This is a genomic window from Neorhizobium tunisiense, assembly GCF_039631515.1.
In the GTDB taxonomy this organism is placed as follows: domain Bacteria; phylum Pseudomonadota; class Alphaproteobacteria; order Rhizobiales; family Rhizobiaceae; genus Neorhizobium.
The window spans coordinates 915,748-933,038 of the sequence record NZ_JBDIUU010000002.1 but is presented as its reverse complement, the minus strand read 5'-3'; the positions used below and the strand labels follow the sequence as shown (position 1 = coordinate 933,038).

The 17,291-nt window shown below is 61.8% G+C and carries 20 protein-coding genes and 1 tRNA gene; 1 reads left to right on the top strand and 20 read right to left on the bottom strand.

Annotation, left to right across the window (positions count from 1 at the left end):
• Positions 1-160: 160 nt before the first annotated feature.
• The 14 genes from ABCW43_RS13720 to ABCW43_RS13655 form a co-directional block, all read right to left on the bottom strand.
• Positions 161-784 carry a cytochrome c oxidase assembly protein gene (locus ABCW43_RS13720; protein WP_345925207.1) on the bottom strand — a complete coding sequence of 208 codons (624 nt, stop codon included), beginning with the start codon at positions 782-784 and terminating at the stop codon, positions 161-163.
• Positions 781-1,164 (bottom strand): hypothetical protein, encoded by a 384-nt coding sequence (locus ABCW43_RS13715; protein ID WP_345925205.1) that lies wholly within the window; start codon positions 1,162-1,164, stop codon positions 781-783. Before ABCW43_RS13715 ends, ABCW43_RS13720 begins: the two co-directional genes overlap by 4 nt.
• Complete coding sequence (gene ctaD, locus ABCW43_RS13710; RefSeq protein ID WP_345925203.1) at positions 1,161-3,677, bottom strand: cytochrome c oxidase subunit I; 2,517 nt, start codon at positions 3,675-3,677, stop codon at positions 1,161-1,163. The genes ABCW43_RS13715 and ctaD overlap by 4 nt, the downstream gene beginning before the upstream one ends.
• On the bottom strand, positions 3,674-4,738 hold the full coding sequence (gene coxB, locus ABCW43_RS13705; protein ID WP_345925201.1) for a cytochrome c oxidase subunit II: 1,065 nt from the start codon (positions 4,736-4,738) through the stop codon (positions 3,674-3,676). The genes ctaD and coxB overlap by 4 nt, the downstream gene beginning before the upstream one ends.
• Positions 4,739-4,869: 131 nt before the next feature.
• The gene (gene arsK, locus ABCW43_RS13700; protein WP_345925199.1) at positions 4,870-6,096 is read right to left on the bottom strand and encodes an arsenite efflux MFS transporter ArsK; all 1,227 of its coding nucleotides are present in this window, start codon (positions 6,094-6,096) and stop codon (positions 4,870-4,872) included.
• The gene (locus ABCW43_RS13695) at positions 6,093-7,487 is read right to left on the bottom strand and encodes an NAD(P)-binding domain-containing protein (protein ID WP_345925197.1); all 1,395 of its coding nucleotides are present in this window, start codon (positions 7,485-7,487) and stop codon (positions 6,093-6,095) included. Before ABCW43_RS13695 ends, arsK begins: the two co-directional genes overlap by 4 nt.
• Positions 7,488-7,543: 56 nt before the next feature.
• On the bottom strand, positions 7,544-7,864 hold the full coding sequence (locus ABCW43_RS13690; protein ID WP_345925195.1) for an ArsR/SmtB family transcription factor: 321 nt from the start codon (positions 7,862-7,864) through the stop codon (positions 7,544-7,546).
• Between the two features lie 62 nt (positions 7,865-7,926).
• Positions 7,927-8,637, bottom strand: a complete 711-nt coding sequence (gene arsH / locus ABCW43_RS13685; protein WP_345925193.1) for an arsenical resistance protein ArsH — start codon at positions 8,635-8,637, stop codon at positions 7,927-7,929.
• Complete coding sequence (arsC, locus tag ABCW43_RS13680; protein ID WP_345925190.1) at positions 8,630-9,055, bottom strand: arsenate reductase (glutaredoxin); 426 nt, start codon at positions 9,053-9,055, stop codon at positions 8,630-8,632. Before arsC ends, arsH begins: the two co-directional genes overlap by 8 nt.
• A gap of 2 nt (positions 9,056-9,057) precedes the next feature.
• Complete coding sequence (locus ABCW43_RS13675) at positions 9,058-9,762, bottom strand: aquaporin (RefSeq protein ID WP_345925188.1); 705 nt, start codon at positions 9,760-9,762, stop codon at positions 9,058-9,060.
• Positions 9,759-10,268 carry an arsenate reductase ArsC gene (locus tag ABCW43_RS13670; RefSeq protein WP_345925186.1) on the bottom strand — a complete coding sequence of 170 codons (510 nt, stop codon included), beginning with the start codon at positions 10,266-10,268 and terminating at the stop codon, positions 9,759-9,761. The genes ABCW43_RS13675 and ABCW43_RS13670 overlap by 4 nt, the downstream gene beginning before the upstream one ends.
• 105 nt (positions 10,269-10,373) lie before the next feature.
• Complete coding sequence (locus ABCW43_RS13665; RefSeq protein ID WP_345925483.1) at positions 10,374-10,724, bottom strand: ArsR/SmtB family transcription factor; 351 nt, start codon at positions 10,722-10,724, stop codon at positions 10,374-10,376.
• Between the two features lie 333 nt (positions 10,725-11,057).
• The gene (locus ABCW43_RS13660) at positions 11,058-11,567 is read right to left on the bottom strand and encodes a hypothetical protein (protein ID WP_345925185.1); all 510 of its coding nucleotides are present in this window, start codon (positions 11,565-11,567) and stop codon (positions 11,058-11,060) included.
• An 84-nt stretch (positions 11,568-11,651) separates the two neighbouring features.
• Positions 11,652-11,727: transfer RNA gene (locus tag ABCW43_RS13655), tRNA-Ile, on the bottom strand.
• 241 nt (positions 11,728-11,968) lie between these two features.
• Here ABCW43_RS13655 and ABCW43_RS13650 point away from each other — a divergent pair.
• Positions 11,969-12,718: an SIMPL domain-containing protein gene (locus ABCW43_RS13650; RefSeq protein ID WP_345925183.1), complete on the top strand. Its 750-nt coding sequence runs from the start codon at positions 11,969-11,971 to the stop codon at positions 12,716-12,718.
• A gap of 99 nt (positions 12,719-12,817) precedes the next feature.
• Here ABCW43_RS13650 and ABCW43_RS13645 read toward each other — a convergent pair whose 3' ends face one another.
• The 6 genes from ABCW43_RS13645 to ABCW43_RS13620 all read right to left on the bottom strand — a co-directional run bounded on the left by ABCW43_RS13645 (position 12,818) and on the right by ABCW43_RS13620 (position 17,196).
• Complete coding sequence (locus tag ABCW43_RS13645; protein WP_345925182.1) at positions 12,818-13,174, bottom strand: hypothetical protein; 357 nt, start codon at positions 13,172-13,174, stop codon at positions 12,818-12,820.
• A gap of 154 nt (positions 13,175-13,328) precedes the next feature.
• Positions 13,329-13,751, bottom strand: a complete 423-nt coding sequence (locus ABCW43_RS13640; RefSeq protein WP_345925180.1) for a secondary thiamine-phosphate synthase enzyme YjbQ — start codon at positions 13,749-13,751, stop codon at positions 13,329-13,331.
• Between the two features lie 77 nt (positions 13,752-13,828).
• A complete protein-coding gene (locus ABCW43_RS13635) occupies positions 13,829-14,182 on the bottom strand; it encodes a DUF1428 domain-containing protein (protein ID WP_345925178.1) in 354 nt (117 codons plus the stop codon).
• 148 nt (positions 14,183-14,330) lie between these two features.
• Positions 14,331-14,729, bottom strand: coding sequence for a DUF427 domain-containing protein (locus ABCW43_RS13630; protein ID WP_345925176.1), 399 nt, complete (start codon positions 14,727-14,729; stop codon positions 14,331-14,333).
• A gap of 115 nt (positions 14,730-14,844) precedes the next feature.
• The gene (locus ABCW43_RS13625) at positions 14,845-15,885 is read right to left on the bottom strand and encodes a zinc-dependent alcohol dehydrogenase family protein (protein WP_345925174.1); all 1,041 of its coding nucleotides are present in this window, start codon (positions 15,883-15,885) and stop codon (positions 14,845-14,847) included.
• Positions 15,886-16,059: 174 nt separating this feature from the next.
• Positions 16,060-17,196 (bottom strand): DUF930 domain-containing protein, encoded by a 1,137-nt coding sequence (locus ABCW43_RS13620; RefSeq protein ID WP_345925172.1) that lies wholly within the window; start codon positions 17,194-17,196, stop codon positions 16,060-16,062.
• Positions 17,197-17,291: the final 95 nt, after the last annotated feature.

Here is a 17,291-nt window from a genome sequence, read left to right as displayed (position 1 = left end):
ATAAGCCAGAGTCGGAAAGTTGCAACGCCAACTTGGGCAGGAGGGCCGGAGCCGTGCCGAATAGCTGGGGAGACTGCACCGATCGGCGTCATGCACACGGCAATATCGATCGCCCACCGTTCCTTGCCTGGGCGGAAGGTGTCCTCTTGAACCTGCCGAATCACCGATCCGGCAGTGGCGCATTCAGCGTGCGGGCCAGTAGCGCCACGCCTCCGGCCAAATAGACCGCGGCGCCCACCAGAAGCATGACAACGCCTCCCGCCTGTTGGTCCACAGCAGCGGACAAGATCACCCCGAGGCAGCTCACGTCGCCCTCACCGTAGAGCGGACGCGGCGAAAGCGCCAACAACGCGCCGAGTAGCGTCATGTGCATGGAGGTAAAGAGCAGACCGAATGTGCCGGCGAGCCGCCGCTCCTCCCGGCCCGCCGCCGCTCCGCCGAGGCAGGAGAGCCAGAGAACGAGACCGGCGCCGAGAAAGACGAGCTGCTCCAGCGCCGCAAGGATGGACGATGTCTCGGACAGGGCGCGGAGGGCAGGAATATGCCAGGTCCACACGGCGAACAGTTCGATCAGCGAGGCCATGATTGGCGTAAGCCAGGGCGGACTGGACAGAAAATCGAAACGCGTTCCGGAAAGGCCGATTGCAATCAGTGGCGCCGCACCCGCCACGACGCCCATATGGGCGATCATGTGCACCGTGAAGGACGCCTGGTCGGCAAGCGGGAGCACGGTCCACAGGGCGAACAGCAGAACAAGGCCGATCATCAGCACCGTCTTTCTCATGGCTGGCACCCCGCGATGAAGATCATCGGAATGGCCATGTAGAGGACGGCGGCAAAGCTGAGGCCTGACAGCAGCAGCGTCGCGAATCCCTGGAACAATGTCCGGGCGTTGCGGGTAGCCTCGTCGTGCGGCGGATCGTCGGAGCCGAAACCCCATTGCCGCCAGGCAAGCCAGGCCGACAGCACGATCATCGCCAGCGCCAGCACCGTCACCACGCCGAGCCCGATCCGCACCGTATCGAACGATATCTCGGAGGCGAGGCCCTTGGCGCAGAAGACCGCCACCGTCGCGTAACAGACAAGGAAATGCAGTGCCCAGACGGTCGGGGCGGTGAACAGGGTCCAGAGGGTCTCAACCTCGCGCGGAATGAAGCTCTTCATGTGCTCACCAAAGGAAACAGGCCGAGGACCGCGAAGGTGACGACGGCGGTAAAGGCCATGAAGTGCCAGTAGAGCGCGACGTTGCGAATATCCTGGTCGTATTCCGCAGTCATCCGGCCCGCGATGCTGCGCGCGAGACAATAGCCCTGCATGATCGCGCCGACCATGCCATGCGTCACCGTCCAGATAACGACAATCCAGACGACGGCCGGATAGACATGGGAGGTAGGGTCCATGTCGTGCAGGTACGGACCGGCAAGGCCCGCAAGCGAGGCCGCGATCGAAACGGCGATGGCCACGGTGAGCGCCAACCGCGCGCCCGTTGAACCCTTCTCGTTGAGTTCGCGCGCCAGCAGCGTCAGCGCCCAGGCGATGACGTAGAGCAGCAGCGCCGCCATCGGCCACAGGACGCCCGGCCCATTGGCGATCGTGGTGAAGTCGTCATGGATGGTCCAGTAGAAGAAATAGCCGAAGATCAGGCTCGCGAACGCCGTGCCATCGCCGACCATGGTGATGAACATCGCCCACCATCCGACAGAGGCCGGGCCGGAGACATAGATCGGCAGCGTCTCGCCTAGCCCCACATCGATTTCCGGCGCTTCCGGTATCGGCGCGGTTCCATTCCAGAGCCAATGGATGATGGCGATGAAGGTGATGATGGCGAAGACGATCGTGGTGATCCACAATTTGAAGGTCAGCGCGATGAACACGCCGCCGAGCGCGATTGCCGCGATGATCGTCACGTAGGATACGCCTCCCACCCGCAGGCACTGGATCGGCTTTGCATCCAGAACGGAGGTCACCAGCGTCTCGCGCTTGCCGGATTTGGCGTCCGGCAGATAGAAGCGCCCGGCCTCGATATCCGCCTGCAGGTTCGGCTGATCCCAGAGCGGATAGCGGCTGGTGATGATCGGCACCGAGCGCATGCCCCAGCTTTCCGCCGGATCGTTGGTCCATTCGAGCGTCCCCGAATTCCAGGGATTGAGATCGCGCCCTGCCGTTTGCTGTTTCGGGCGAAAAATGTCGATGACGAAGGCCGCGACACCGGCGGCGAAAACGAATGCGCCGATGGTCGATATGAGGTTGAACCAATCCCAGCCGATATCTTCCGGATAGGTGAAGACGCGCCGCGGCATCCCGCGCAGGCCGGAGAAGTGCATGGGGAAGAAGGCGACGTTGAAACCGGCAAACATCAGCCAGAAAGCGGTCCTGCCCCAGGGATCGCTGAGCTTCTTTCCTGTCACGAACGGAAAGTAGTAATAGATGCCCGCGACAACCGGAAACAGCATGCCGCCGATCAGCACGTAGTGAAGGTGGGCGACGACGAAATACGTATCATGCGCCTGCCAGTCGAACGGCACCAGCGCCACCATCACCCCCGTCAGTCCGCCGATCACGAAGATGATCAGCCCGCCTGCCCCGAACAGCATCGGTACCGAGAAGATCACCCGGCCGGCGAGCATGGTGGCAATGAACACGAAGATCTGCACCCCTGTCGGGATCGCCACCGCCTCCGACGCCGCTGAGAAGAAGGCAAGTGAAATCTGCGGCAGGCCGGTCGCGAACATGTGGTGCACCCAGAGCCCGAAGCTCAGGAACCCCGTGCCGACGGCGGCGAGCACGATCCAGGAATAACCGACGATCGGCCGCTGCGAGAAAGTCGGCACGATCATCGCCATCAGCGCGATCGCGGGCAGGAAGATGATGTAGACTTCCGGGTGGCCGAAGATCCAGAACAGGTGCTGCCAAAGCAGCGGATCGCCGCCGCGCCTCGCGTCGAAGAACGGCCAGTCGAACATCCGCTCCATCTCGAACAGGATGTCTCCGGCAATCAGCGGCGGGAAAGCGAAGAGGATCATGCCGGCGACGATCAAGAGGTACCAGGCGAACATCGGCATCAGGTTGATGCGCATGCCCGGTGCCCGGCACTTCATGATACCGACGATGATCTCGACGGCGGCGGCAATCGACGCCACCTCGATGAAGGACAGGCCGAGCAGCCAGATATCCGCGCCGATGCCGGCATATTCGTCGTCGGTGGCAAGCGGCGGATACATGAACCAGCCAGCGTTCGGCGCGGCATTGAAGAAGATCGACCCGCAGACGAAGACGCCGCCGATGAGGAAACTCCAGAAGCCGAAGGCGGACAGCCGCGGGAACGGCAGCTCCCGGGCGCCAAGCATCGACGGCAGCAGGAAGATCGCAACGGCCTCGAAGATCGGCACCGCGAACAGGAACATCATCACCGTGCCATGCAGCGTGAAAGCCTGGTTGAAGAGTTCGGCGGAGATGAAATCGTTCTGCGGCACCGCCAGTTGCAGGCGCATCAAGAGCCCCAGCAGGCCGGCGAACAACATGAAGGCAAAGGCGGTGACGCCGTACCAAAGCCCGATCTGGCTGTTGTTGACAGACGTCCAGTAGCGGATGCCCTTCGGCGTCTCCCATACCTTGCGGAGCCGTTCCTCCTGTGCCGCCCTCTCTTCCGGCGAAAAACTGCCGAGCTCCACGGTCATCTGAGCCCTTTCAGGTAGGTCGCTATCCGCTCGATCTCCGCCGCTTCCAGCATGGAGAAGTGCGGCATGCGTGCCTCCGGTTTGACCCGGCCGGGATCACGTATGAAGCGGGCGATGTGCTCTTGCGCATTGGGAAGTGTCCCCGCTCCCACCGAACCCCGCTCGCCGAAGGCCGTGAGGTCGGGACCGATCGTCCCCCTCGCCTCCGTGCCGGAAATGGCATGGCAGGCGGCACAACCTTGGCGAAGGAAGAGCGCCAATCCCGCTGCATCCTGCCCGCCGGACGCTGTGCGACGCGCAACGACCCAGTCCTCGTAGGCCTTCGGTTCCATCGCATGGACGGTGAAAGCCATCAGCGCATGACTTGCACCGCAGAACTCGGCGCAGACGCCCCGATAGGTACCGGGCTTTTCCGCCTGTAACGTCAGGCGGTTCTCGCGCCCGGGTATCATGTCCATCTTGCCGCCGAGCACGGGTATCCAGAAGGAATGAATGACGTCGGGCGATTTCAGCAAAAAGACGACGCGTTCTCCGGTTGGTACGCGCACTTCATTGGCCGTTTCGAAGGCGACCGCGCCGCGTTCGTCGAGATAGCGCACCCGCCACCAGAACTGCTCGCCTGTAACCTCGACGCGCCGTACGCCCACATCCTCCCCGAACCAGGGCCGGATGTTAGGCATCAGCCAGACGGCATAGGAAAGCAGGGCCGCGAGGATTACCGTCGGGAAAACGGCCCCTCCCCAGAGGATGAGCTGCCCCGCCCCCTTTTCCGAGTGGGGTCTAGGCTTGCGCGCTGCGTGGAACAGCAATCCGACGACACCCACCCAGATGATCACGCCGCCAACCAGCATGACGAAAAAGAGGTTTGCGACATCGCTCGCCTCACGGCCGGCCGGATCGAGTGCCGACTGCACGCCGGAACACGACGACAGCAGCGGAAAGAAAATGAAGAACGTGACTCCCCGGATTGCCGGCCGATGGCTGCCCGAAACCCCATCACGCCCGATGTCCCGTCCTGATCGGATTGGCCGGCCAGTGCCGGTCAAGCGGTCATCATCCATTCGGCAAGCACCCATCGCGCCATCGGCCGTCAGCCAGACATTGGGCCGGAACGCACGACCCAAGGCTTTGTTCCGAGTAAAAACGGAACGGGCCTAACCGAAATTCCTGGTCCTTGGCGCAGGGCCAGGCATCATCGGCTGGAGGCCTCCGGAATAGACGCGCGTGCGCGCAACTGGATTGTCATGACAATTCCAAGAAACGCCAAGGTCGCAATCGTCCCGATCGCCACTGTCCACCAGATCGATGGCACGACACCTATCCCCGCCAGCAAGATCGACATTGCGAGCGGAGCGACAGCGGACATCATCTGCTTGGCCGACGTCACCCAGCCCATGCGGCTGCCGTAGCCGGCCTTGCCGAACAACTCCAGCGGCAGGGTACCGCTCACGATGCTTGTCAATCCGGAACCAAGTCCGAAGCAGACCGCGAACAGGATGGCACCGGGGACGGACGGCGTCGTCAACATGAGGATCGCCAGACCGGACGGGATCAGCGCCGTGGCGATCACCGCCAGCCATCTTTGCGGCAATTCGCGGCCGAAGACGAGGTTGATCAGGCGACTGGCCACCTGCGAAGGACCGAACAGAGAGGCGACGACGAGGCCCGCGGCTCCCATACCGAGCGCCTGGGTCAGCGGGACCATGTGAACGAGGATGGCGGATAAGGCATATCCTTCGATGGCGAAGCCAAACAGCATCAGGAAGAACAGCAGGTTCCTGTTTGCAACTGCGCGGACCGGCGCAGCCGTCGGAGGTGTCGCTTTGGACGCAGATACCGCACTGGTCGTCAGACGCGCCAGGGCGAGGTGGACGGGAAAGCAGACCGCCAGGTTCATGGCCGCGAAGACCATGTAGATTTCACGCCACGACAGGAAACCGTGCATCCAGGAAGTCAGGGGCCAGAACATCGACGACGCGAACCCGGCCATCAGTGTCAGGTGAACGATCGAGGTCTGGGCCTTCCTTCCTCCCGCCTGCACGATGGCGGTGAAAGCCGTCGCGTAGAGAACCGCAGCGGAAACCACTTCCGTCAACGCCAGCGAAACGGCAAAGGTCAGCGGCCCCGGCGACACGGACATCATCACCAAGCAGGCGGCGGCCAGCAGCGACCCCATGGCCATCAGGCGCCCCGCGCCAATCCGGTCGGCAAGGGTTCCCGACAGCGGAGCGGCGAGGCTGCCGGCCAGCAGTGCGATCGAAAACGCGCCGAACACCCACTGTTCCGATCGCCCGACATCGCGGGCAATCTCCGGAACCAGAATACTGAAGGCATAATAAAGTGTGCCGTAGCCGATGTTCTGGGAGGCTCCGAGGCCAATCAGGGCCCAGAGCGGCAACTTCTGTTCGTTGGGCATCATGCGTGCTCGGTCTCGACCTTTGTCTGGCCGCAGCCGCAGCCAGACCTGCCTTCAGATTTAGCGTCGGCGTCAGCGACACAACATGCATCTACCGTAGCAGGGGCCGGACCTCCGCAACATCCCGAAGACGTCGAGATCCGGGGAGTAGCGGCGCAGACACCTGTTTCGGGAAGCACGAGTTCGACACGTCGCGCAGCGGCATGATCACCAGCCAGTTCAGCAACGACAGACCGCACCTGCTCGTAACCCGTCCTCATCAGGAAGGTCGGCGCTCGGCCGTAAGACTTCGATCCCACGATGTAGAAGTCCTTCTCCGGATGCGACAGTTCATCGATCCCATGCGGGGGAACGGAGCCACAGGAATGAAGGTTCGGGTCGATGAGAGGGGCGAGTGCCGGTGGCGCTTCGACAGCCGGATCCACGCTCAGCCGCAGTTCCCTCAAGAACGAGAAGTCCGGACGAAACCCGGTGGCGACGACGACCTGATCCAATTCAAGTTCGATCGCCTCTCCATTGGCGGTTGCGATCACGGCGACCTTGTCATCTCTCCTGGCGATCCCGCTTGCCGAGAAGGACGTGAGCATCTTGAGCTTTCCTGCGTCCATGGCCTTCTTCGCCGCAAGGCCGAGAGCGCCTCGTTCCGGAAGCTGGTCGTTCAAACCGCCGCCCAGCAGCTTGGCGACGCCGTGATTGCGAAGCGCCCAGTGGATTTCGGTAGACGGATCGGCCTGCTGGAGCTCCAGCAACGCAAGGGCGACGTTGATTGCCGAATGGCCGCTCCCCACCACCAGCGTACGCTTGCCCACAAAGTCGGAGCGCCTGGCCCCGGTAACGTCTGGAATGCCGTAGGAAACCGGTCCGCCTGCGCTCTCGCCAAGGACTGGAATGCCGTTTACGCCCATTGGGTTCGGTTGCGTCCATGTGCCGGAGGCATCGATCACTGCTCGCGCGACGACCTCATGCTCCCCGTTCCCGTCCCGGTATCGGATCACGAAAGGCGCGTCCGAGCGCCCCCCGGAGGAAACCTTGTCCAGGCCCCGGCGGGCGATGGCCGTGACGGTCGCACCGAGCCTTGTCGCCTGCTCGATGACCGGAACGCGCGACAGAGGCAGCAGGTAGTCGTCGACGATCTCGCGTCCGGTCGGCAGGTAGTCAGGCGAAGGAGCGGCCCAGCCGTTGCTCGCCAGCAGTCGCCGGGCGGCGTCATCGATATTGTACTTCCATGGCGAGAACACCCTGACATGCCCCCATTCCGCCAGGGCCGTCCCGACAGAAACTCCCCGCTCCAGAACGATCGGTGCCATGCCGGCTTCAAGCAGCCTTGCCGCCGCCGCCAGCCCGACCGGACCTGCACCGACTACCGCAACAGGAAAGGCGTCATTCGACTTCATTTTGATCTCCATCGGTATTTCCGGAAATTTCGAAATTAGCATGTAAAAAAATGCGGTCAGGCAACGATCCTGGTCGCTGGCCTATCGCATCCCTGGTCGGCGCAGCACTCGTCGACGAGATAGCCGATGAGTGCATTCATGTGCTTGTAGTTCGCGGTGCAGATGAGCGTCGTCGCCTGCCGGTCCTGGACGACCAGCCCCGTATCGACCAGACGCTTCAGATGGTGCGAAAGCGTCGATCCCGGGATATCCAGCTTTTCCTGAAGTCGGCCGACGGGAAGCCCCTCCTCACCGGCGCGAACCAGAACACGGTAAATCTTGAGGCGGGTGACGTTGCCAAGGGCTTCGAGCTGGGAGGCTGCTTTTTCGATGATCATGGAAATAAGATAGCGGTGAAAGCTGGAGTGGTCAAGGTTATTTCCACAATCATCGAAATACATCAGATTGATTTGAACTTGACCCTATCTTCAAGTTTTTCGGCATCTTCCTTTCGCTCGCTGTAGCGGTCGGTAAGGTAGTCCGACGCATCCCTCGTCAACAGGGTGAACTTGACCAGTTCTTCACACACATCCACGACACGGTCGTAGTAGGAGGACGGCTTCATCCGTCCATCGGCGTCGAACTCCTGGTAGGCCTTGGCGACGCTGCTCTGGTTCGGAATGGTGATCATCCGCATCCATCGCCCCAGGATGCGCATCTGATTCACGGCGTTGAAAGACTGGCTCCCGCCAGAGACTTCCATCACTGCAAGCGTCTTTCCCTGCGTCGGCCGGATCGAACCGAGAGCCAGAGGAATCCAGTCGATCTGCGCCTTCATGATCCCGGTCATCGCGCCGTGGCGCTCCGGGCTGACCCAGACCTGGCCCTCCGACCACTGCGATAGCTCCCGCAGTTCCTGGACTTTGGGATGGCTGACGGGTGCTTCGTCCGGAAGCGGCAGGCCTCTCGGGTCGTATATCCGGACCTCGCATCCGAAATGCTCCAGAAGACGCCGCGCCTCATGAGCGAGAAATCGGCTGTAGGATACCTCGCGCGCCGAGCCGTAGAGAATCAGGATGCGCGGCTTGTGCGTCGAGACAGCAGGGCGCAGCGCACCCGGATCAGGCATGCGGAAGTGGTCGGGCGATGCCGCAGGAAAGGTTTCAGGCAATACGCTTTCCTTCGTCGTCGAGGACGCGCTCGCCGTCTTCCTTTGTGAACGGCCCCTTGAACGCGTCCGCAGGCAGGATATCCAGGACCAGCTCGGACGGCCGCGACAGGCGCGTACCCATCGGCGTGACGACGAACGGCCGGTTGATCAGGATCGGGTCCTTCAGCATCGCGTCGAGCAGCTGGTCGTCGCTCAGCTCGGGATTGTCGAGGCCGAGCTCCGCATAGGGTGTGCCCTTTTCGCGGATCGCCTGGCGGACGGTCAGTCCGGCGTCGGCAATCATCCTGACGAGTTGCTCGCGGGTCGGTGGGGTTTTCAGATATTCGATCACAGTTGGCTCGATGCCTGCGTGCTGGATCAGCTCCAGAGTGTTTCGGGAGGTCCCGCAGGCGGGGTTGTGATAGATGGTGACGTCCATGATCAATCGGCTCCTTGAGCGGTAATAGGGGGAACTTCGTTGCCTCGTTCGGAAAACAGCCATCCGGCCAAAGCGGCGGCGACGAGCGCTCCGAGGATCTGGGCAACAATGAAGCCCGGCAGGTCGGTTGGGCGAATGCCGGAGAAAGTGTCTGTGATGCTCCGCGCAATGGCGACCGCCGGATTGGCGAAGGATGTCGATGCCGTGAACCAGTAGGCCGCCGTGATATAGAGGCCCACCAGCAGAGGGATTGCATCGACCCTAAAGCGCAAACCGCCGAGAATGGTGAGTAGCAGGCCGAAAGTCGCAACCGCTTCCGCGATCCACTGAGCCGATCCCGTACGGATCGTTCCGGACGTCTGGAGGAGCGAAAGGTCGAACATCGCGTGAGCGACCATCGTTCCGGACACACCGCCCGCTATCTGCGCCATAATGTAAGGAGTGACCGCAGAGACCTTGAATTCCCGACGCACGGCGAAAACCATTGTCACGACGGGATTGAAGTGCGCTCCCGAGATCGGGCCGAGGATCGTGATCAGCACGAACAGGATTGCTCCAGTCGGGATCGTATTGCCCAAGAGGGAAATGGCCGTGTCGTCGGTGAGGCGATCCGCCATGATGCCCGAACCGACAACGGTTGCGACGAGGATCGCTGTGCCGAGGGCCTCCGCGACCAGGCGGCGTCGAAGATCGACCGTCACGCTCATTCGGCCCTCTGGGAGCTGCGGCCGATCTCGTCCAGTCGCTTCTGGAGCGCCAGCTTGTCGAGACTTGTCATCGGCAGACTAGTGAAGATGGAGAGGCGGTTGTTGAGCATCCTGTACGTGTCGTCGAAAGCGAAGTGCTTCTCGGCTTCAGTCCCTTCGGCGGCGGCAGGATCGGGAACGCCCCAGTGGGCGGTCATCGGCTGTCCCGGCCAAACCGGGCACGCCTCGTTGGCGGCGTTGTCGCAAACGGTAAACACGAAATCCATCTGCGGAGCGCCTGGACCCGCGAACTCCTCCCAGTTCTTCGAGCGGGCGAAGCTGGTGTCGTAGTTCAGGGTCTTCAGGAGCTGGAGCGTGTAAGGGTGGACCTCGCCTTTCGGCTGGGAGCCGGCCGAATAGGCCTTGAACCTGCCCTGGCCGACCCTGTTCAGGATGGCCTCGGCGATGATGGAGCGGGCGGAGTTCCCGGTGCAGAGGAAGAGGACGTTGTAGGTGCGATCAGACATGACAATTGTCCCTGGTGACGTTGTTCCGATTGGCTTGTTTCTATTTTCCGCTTCAGATGCTCCGGACCGACCGCCGAGGACGCCGGCACCGGCGATTTCGAGCCGTCATGCCTTCACTGCTGCGGGAGCGCAGCAGGCGGCAACCTCTGCGGCGGGGGCGCAAATTTCCGGATGGCCGCCACAGCAGTCCTCCATCAGGAAGCGCACCAAATCGCCCAGCACCTCGATATTCGCCCTGTAGACGATTGAGCGCGATTCACGCTGCTGGAGGACCAGGCCCGAGTGTTCGAGCTCCTTGAGATGAAACGAAATATTGGACGGCGACACCCCTGCCCGCTCGGCAATCAAACCCGCGGCCATGCCCTCAGGCCCGGCGACGACCAGCATCCGGACGATGTGCAGTCGCGTTTCCTGCGAGAGAGCACCAAAGGCTCCCAGAGCCTGCCGCTGATTCAACATTCATACAATCCTTGAAATATTGAACCATGGATACTCCAGTGAGGCCGCCTTTGCAAGAGGACCACCATTTGGCGACGTGCTGGCAACCTTCAATCCAGCGAACGCGTGACCAAAATCAGCAAGTTGTCGGGCTTCCATATCCGCGTATCGCCAACGCAGCCAGATTTGGCATACCTATGATTTGGCGACCGGCAGGTCGGCGATCCGCGTCATGTAATACGGCGAACGCATCTCCGCTTGGTCTCGAAGAGAGGCTCCATTGTCCCTCAAAATCGTCGGCGTATGACTTACGACGTGGGATGTCCGGCGCTATTCGATCCATTCTGCCTACTATGTGTCAATCTTGGGCGGCTCCGCGCCATAACTCTTCCGTAGCTCATTACGATCATTGAACCATTCAATCGGGGTACGGACGCGCTTTTCCGGCATCATCATATATGCTTGGCACAACTTAGGGTACTTCGTGAAAAAGTCATTCAGCTCCATCAAACAGGTTGCCATCCCCTGTGGTGCCTCTGGAGCCTGAGGATTTTGGGTGTTGTAGATTGCGTTCCAATATTGAAGCCTGATCGTCGTTCTTCGGATCTCCTCCAGGTAGTCGTTGACGTCGCTTCCAAAAAGGAACTTGGCGTTCTGTATGGCAAGCTGAAGCTCGAAAAGCTGATTATTGGCTACCGCGCCCGCACTAATGATGGGGCGGACTGCATATAGAACATCATTATAAGCCTTGAAGCGTCGGTCGAAGAGATCGAGCACGAACTTCTGTCTGGCTACAAACCATTGCATGAACGCAATGGTTGCTGCGATCGCCGTGAGGAGCAGAGTTAGACCGGTCGCCATGATCGCCTCGTCAAAATGTTGCAAAAACTCACTTAGCCTTTGCACTATCCGACGACAGGCGACAGCCGAAGACCTTGGAAATGCTGGTGGGCCCGGAGGGACTCGAACCCCCAACCAAGCGGTTATGAGCCGCCGGCTCTAACCATTGAGCTACAGGCCCGCCGATGCAGCAGAAGTGGGGCGCAATGGTCCGCCGTCACCTGGAGGTCCGCTCTAACGCAATTCACGAGATGCTACAAGCCGTTGCCGCAATAGCTTCACAATCAACCGGCAGGTAGGCTCGTCTGGCGCGAACAGGCCGAGCCGATTCCCGTTTCGGCGGGTTCGCGCGGCAGATGGAACATCACGGGCGGGACCGGGAACAGCATTCCCTTCGCCCTGACAGATCGGAGAGAACATCCATGCGCGTTGCGCTTTCGTCGTCACGTCTCGTCCTTGCAGCCGCATTTGCCGGAGCGGTCGCCGTCTCTTCCGCGGGCCAGGCTCTGGCCCAGGATATCCGTCCCCGCGAGCCGGTCATCAATGTGCTCGGTGAGGGTCAGGCCTCCGTGGCGCCCGATATGGCCATCCTGACGCTCTCGGTGGTTCGCAACGGCAAGACCGCGGAAGCGGCACTTTCGGCCAGCAGCGCCGCCATGAAGGACGTGCTTTCGGCCATAAAGAGCGACGGCATCGCCGATCGCGATATTCAGACCAGCAATTTCTCGATCTATCCGCAATATCGCCATCCCGAACCGAAGGAAGGCGTCATCGAGCCGCCGCAGGTCATCGGCTATGAGGTCTCCAACACGCTCACCCTCAAGGTCCGCGATCTCCAGAAACTCGGCGGCCTCATCGACCGTTCGGTGAAGCTCGGCGTCAACCAGGGCGGCCAGATCGCCTTCACCAACGACAAGCCCGACGAGGTGATGACCGAGGCGCGGAAGAAGGCGGTCGCCGAGGCGCTCGCCAAGGCAAGGACGCTGACGGAAGCGGCCGGCGTCAAGCTCGGCCGGATCCTGGAAATCAGCGAGAACTCCATGCGCCCCGTGCCGCAGCCGATGATGCGCATGGCGATGGCCAAGGACATGGCCGCCGAAGCGGTTCCCGTCGCCGGCGGCGAAAACACCTATACGGTGACCGTCAACGTCACGTTTGCCCTCGAGCAGTAACGTAAAAATAAACGCCCCCGCCAGGTCGGTGAGACTTGGCGGGGGCGCTTGTCCTCCGTCAACGGGCGATGGAGACGGAAGGGTTCTTTGGAATGAAGCCTAGCGGCGGATGACCGGGCAGCCGCGCTCGTTGGCGAACACGATGCGGTCGGGGCCGCGGCGGCCGAAACCGGCAACGATCACGACGCGGCGGCCGGCATCCACGACGCGAGCGCGGCGCAGGCCCATCCGGCTTGCCTTTTCTTCTGCCAGCCAGGGAGAGCAACCGCGCGGACCGCGATCCGGACGCCAGTCACGGTCACCGCCGCGATCCGGACGCCAATCGCCATCACGGTCGCGATACTGCACCTGGATAGCGAATTCCGGGCCGGCGGCAGCAGCCGTCGGGGCCGCTGCGGAAAGGCCGGTGAGCGCGATGAGGGCGGCCACACCGGCTTTGATGATCATGCTGGTCATAGAATGTTCTCCGAAATCCGGGCCAGGTTCTGCGGCCCCAAAGGTTGTTGCTCTCGCCTTTCCGAGCGATTGGCGCGACCCTAGCCCAAGGGGTCTGAACAACATCCTAACCGGTCATTCAGCCGGTATTCATCTGCCGCTCGGAGCCGAAAGGTCACGGCGAAAGATGCAGCACGACCTGGCGGACATGCGGCTGGTCGCGATGTTCGAAGAGGTAGATGCCCTGCCAGGTGCCGAGCATCAACCGTCCGTCCCTGACGGGAATGCCGAGCGAGACGGCGGTCAGCGCCGCCTTGATATGGGCCGGCATGTCGTCAGGCCCTTCGGTTGTGTGGGTAACCCAGCGCATGTCGGGATCGGTGGTCGGCGGCACCAGCCGGGAGAAGAAGGTCTTCAGGTCGCGGCGGACATCCGGATCCGCATTTTCCTGGATGATCAGGGAGCAGGACGTATGGCGCACGAACACGGTGAGCAGCCCCTCGCCCACCTGCGTGCGGCGCAAAAAATCCTGCGCCGCGTCGGTGAATTCGTAGAGGCCCTGGCCGCTTGTGGAGATCGAGATCACGGTCTGGGGCATGGGGTCCTCATCGACAAAAGCGCCGGCAGCAAAAGTGGAAGCACCGGCAGGGAGACGGCACTCCTATCACTGGCGGGCTACAATGTCAGGAACGGCTCGAAGCCGCCGAAGATCATCCGTTTGCCGTCGAAGACCTGCGTCCACTCGTCTCCGGAAAACCGCTCGTCCTTCATCACCCTGGCATTGATCTCGTCCCGGCGGGCCCGGCTTTCATAGGTGATCCAGGAGAAGATGACGATCTCGTCCTCCTTGGCCTGCACCGCGCGCGGGAAGGAGGTGAGCTCTCCATAGGGCACGTCGTCGGCCAAGCATTCCACATAGGACAGTGCGCCGTTTTCCATCCATACGGAGCCGGCAAGGCGCGCCATGTCCTTGTAGCGTTCGAGATTGGCCTTGGGGACGGCAAGAATAAACCCGTCGACATAGGGCATGATTTTCCTCCTTGTTGTGTCAATACCCCAAGGACGTGGGAGGCAAAGCAAAGCCGACAAGGGCACCGGGTTTTTCTTCGCCCTCCAGGGCTTTCACCCGCAAAGCGCCAAAGGGCGGCAAACGCACCCTCGGCCGCCCATCCGCCTGTCAGAACTGACCCGCTTCAGGCGCGCCGAACTCCTCGATGGAATCGACCCGGTCGGGATAGAAGGCGACATGTTCCTTGATCCCGGAGACGGCTTCGTAGGGGTTCTCGTAGGACCAGACGGCATTCTTCGAACGGTCGCCGCCAGCCGGAATGCTGAAATAGGATGCCTCTCCCTTATACGGGCAATAGCTCTGGTGGTCTGTCCGCTCAAGGAGCGGCATATCCACGTCCTTGCGGGGGATATAATGGACCGGCGGATAGGAGGACTCGCGCAAGGTGAGCGAATTGATGCTGTTGGCAATCACCTTGCCGCCGAGCTTCACCACCACCCGCGCCGGATTGTGCGCAACGGTGATTGGATGATCCGGTCCTGGAATTTTCTGTGCCCTGACATTCATGGTTCGTCCTTTCGGGTTCGACGCATGCGCCCGATATAGGGCGTCCCGAAACGCCACCAAGCGGCCGAAGCGGAATGCTCCGGCCATCGATGGCGAACAATCCGGGGGACACCCGTCAGAACGTCGTGATGACGCTGATTCCGGGCGTTTCGGATTTGTCGAGCGTCATCAGGCCCGGCACCGCTTCTTCGAGGGTGATCCGCTTGGCGATCAACTGCTGCGGCTTCATCCTGCCGGCCTTCAGCATGGCGAGCATCGCATCGTAGCGCCAGGCCTGCATACCGTGGCTGCCGTAGATCTCCAGCTCGTGGCCGATCACCTGCGCCATCGGGATCGAGGGCGTTGCATGTTCGCCGAGCATCAGCCCGACCTGCACGTGCCGGCCGCGGCGGCGCAGGTTCTTGATCGAATTGAAGCAGGTGACGGGATGGCCGAGCGCGTCGATCGACACATGCGCGCCACCCCCGGTGATCTCGCGAACCGCCTCGACCACATCGGCAACCGTGCTCGCATTGATGGTTGCGACCGCACCGCATTGGCGGGCAAACGCCAGCTTGTCTTCGGAAAGATCGATGCCGATGGCGTTGGCTCCAAGCGCGGTAGCGATCATGATCGCCGACAGGCCGACGCCGCCGCAGCCATGCACGGCAACCCAGTCGCCGGGCCCGGTGCGGGCCTGGTCGGCAACCGCGCGGAAGGAGGTGGCAAACCGGCAGCCGAGGCTCGCCGCCGTCGCGTCGTCGATCTCTTCGGGCAGGTGCACGAGGTTGGTATCGGCATAGTCGATCGCCACATATTCGGCGAACGAGCCCCAATGGGTAAAGCCCGGCTGGAACTGGTTCGGGCAGACCTGCTGGTTGCCGGAATGGCATTCCGAACAATGACCGCAACCCGAAACGAACGGGACCGTCACCCGGTCGCCGATCTTGAAGCGCATGACGCCCTTGCCGGTCGCCACCACCTTGCCGGCCAGCTCGTGGCCCGGCACATGCGGCAGCTTTATATCCGGATCATGCCCCATCCAGCCATGCCAGTCGCTGCGGCAGAGCCCACTCGCGCCAACCTTGACCACGACGCCGTCAAATGTCGGCTCCGGATCGGGAACATTTCGGATTTCCGGCGCCTTTTCAAAGGCATCGTAGAACATGGCTTTCATGGCAGGTCTCATCTTGAATGTGGCCGCAGCATAGTCGATGCGGCTCGCGGGTCAATCAACCCATGCGGTGGTCTTAGTAATCCCCAAATGCCATCTTTGACGGAGGTATTCTACAGGATCTCGGCGAGAGGTATCGGGTCACCGCTATTGTAGATCGGGCCCGAAAAGGCCTCGTCACAATTCCGGAAAACGGCGCTTGCGCCATTCGCTTCGCGGCACCGGCGCGCCGACTTCGAATGCGAAGGACAGAACTTTGGTGGCATTTTCGTCAATTTCGCAGCGGAAACTGAGATTGTACCATTGGCCCTGCGCCGGAAAGGCAGAGCGCCTAGCTTCCAGGACATTGCCGGTTGGCAGATTGTACATCGGCACCCATTCCGCTCGGAAAGGCGGCGAGGCATGGCGCAGTTGCTCCTGTAGTTCCGTCGAGCAGAGTTGTCCGGCACGCACCCCTCGCGGCACATTGCCCATCGCCGTCGTGGCGGCCGCATCGCCCGTCTCGCTCTGCGAAAACAGCGTCTTTGCCTCGGTCAGCTCGACCGGCTTGCCAGGGGTCGGCGTCTTGGAAGGGTCGTTCTTGGGCGAAGCGATTGGCGGCGCCGTCACGATCTCGGTCTTGGTCGCATCCGGCGAGGTGCCGGCAATGGGACCGTCCTGCAATCCGTTGGCCGCCGCAATGCCGACCTCCGGCAGTTTAATATCGTCCGGCATCGGATTGGCCGGTGGTGCCTCCACCACGGCAGGCGCTTCCTTTGCCTGCTTTACCGGCTCGACGGCCTCCGCATCCGCCTTGCTTTCGGCCGGCGGGTTGGTCGTTTCCCTCGATGCATTGCCGGTCAGAGATTTCTTCGGTCCGCTGTCCTTCTCACCGAATTCGAAGACAGGGCGCAGAACCGGCAAAGGCTGCCCCTTAGCCTCCTTGGCAGAAGGCGGCTCGGCGGGCTTTTCTTCAGGCGCGGGCGGAGGCGGCTCCTGCTTCTTAGCCTCCTCCTGTTTCGGCGGTTCGGGCGGCGGGGGTGGCGGCTCCTGCTTTTTCGCCTCCTCCTGTTTTGAAGGTTCCGGAGGTTTCTTCTCTTCCGGCTTCGCCTCTTCGACCAGCTTCTTCTCTTGGGCCTTCTGCTCTTCCGGCTTCTTCTCCGGCTCTTCCGGCGGAGGCACGATCTCGACCTGGACGCTCTCCTCCTTCTCCGGCTCGGACTGATCGACCGGCAGGTGGAAGAACAGGGCCGCCACGAAAACGACATGCACCAGGATGGAGGCAGGAATGCCCCATCTTATGTCGCCGCGCGGCTTTCCAGATAAATCCGTCATGGCAGCGGATGTAAGATGGAAAGCCGGCCGGATCGAGTCCCCGAGCGATCAAAACAACGCATAATCCAGCTTTCCGGCAGCGAGTTGCGCGGCTG

Excerpts from the sequence above, each read along its gene's own strand:
- ABCW43_RS13715 (WP_345925205.1), bottom strand. The coding sequence starts at position 1,164 with ATGAAGAGCTTCATTCCGCGCGAGGTTGAGACCCTCTGGACCCTGTTC.
- ABCW43_RS13670 (WP_345925186.1), bottom strand. The coding sequence starts at position 10,268 with ATGTCTGATCGCACCTACAACGTCCTCTTCCTCTGCACCGGGAACTCC.
- ABCW43_RS13650 (WP_345925183.1), top strand. The coding sequence starts at position 11,969 with ATGCGCGTTGCGCTTTCGTCGTCACGTCTCGTCCTTGCAGCCGCATTT.
- ABCW43_RS13675 (WP_345925188.1), bottom strand. The coding sequence starts at position 9,762 with ATGAGCGTGACGGTCGATCTTCGACGCCGCCTGGTCGCGGAGGCCCTC.
- ABCW43_RS13720 (WP_345925207.1), bottom strand. The coding sequence starts at position 784 with ATGAGAAAGACGGTGCTGATGATCGGCCTTGTTCTGCTGTTCGCCCTG.
- arsC (WP_345925190.1), bottom strand. The coding sequence starts at position 9,055 with ATGGACGTCACCATCTATCACAACCCCGCCTGCGGGACCTCCCGAAAC.
- ctaD (WP_345925203.1), bottom strand. The coding sequence starts at position 3,677 with ATGACCGTGGAGCTCGGCAGTTTTTCGCCGGAAGAGAGGGCGGCACAG.
- ABCW43_RS13620 (WP_345925172.1), bottom strand. The coding sequence starts at position 17,196 with ATGACGGATTTATCTGGAAAGCCGCGCGGCGACATAAGATGGGGCATT.
- ABCW43_RS13625 (WP_345925174.1), bottom strand. The coding sequence starts at position 15,885 with ATGAAAGCCATGTTCTACGATGCCTTTGAAAAGGCGCCGGAAATCCGA.
- ABCW43_RS13640 (WP_345925180.1), bottom strand. The coding sequence starts at position 13,751 with ATGCCCCAGACCGTGATCTCGATCTCCACAAGCGGCCAGGGCCTCTAC.
- ABCW43_RS13690 (WP_345925195.1), bottom strand. The coding sequence starts at position 7,864 with ATGATCATCGAAAAAGCAGCCTCCCAGCTCGAAGCCCTTGGCAACGTC.
- arsK (WP_345925199.1), bottom strand. The coding sequence starts at position 6,096 with ATGATGCCCAACGAACAGAAGTTGCCGCTCTGGGCCCTGATTGGCCTC.
- coxB (WP_345925201.1), bottom strand. The coding sequence starts at position 4,738 with ATGGATGATGACCGCTTGACCGGCACTGGCCGGCCAATCCGATCAGGA.
- ABCW43_RS13630 (WP_345925176.1), bottom strand. The coding sequence starts at position 14,729 with ATGAATGTCAGGGCACAGAAAATTCCAGGACCGGATCATCCAATCACC.
- ABCW43_RS13695 (WP_345925197.1), bottom strand. The coding sequence starts at position 7,487 with ATGAAGTCGAATGACGCCTTTCCTGTTGCGGTAGTCGGTGCAGGTCCG.
- ABCW43_RS13660 (WP_345925185.1), bottom strand. The coding sequence starts at position 11,567 with ATGGCGACCGGTCTAACTCTGCTCCTCACGGCGATCGCAGCAACCATT.
- ABCW43_RS13645 (WP_345925182.1), bottom strand. The coding sequence starts at position 13,174 with ATGACCAGCATGATCATCAAAGCCGGTGTGGCCGCCCTCATCGCGCTC.
- ABCW43_RS13635 (WP_345925178.1), bottom strand. The coding sequence starts at position 14,182 with ATGCCCTATGTCGACGGGTTTATTCTTGCCGTCCCCAAGGCCAATCTC.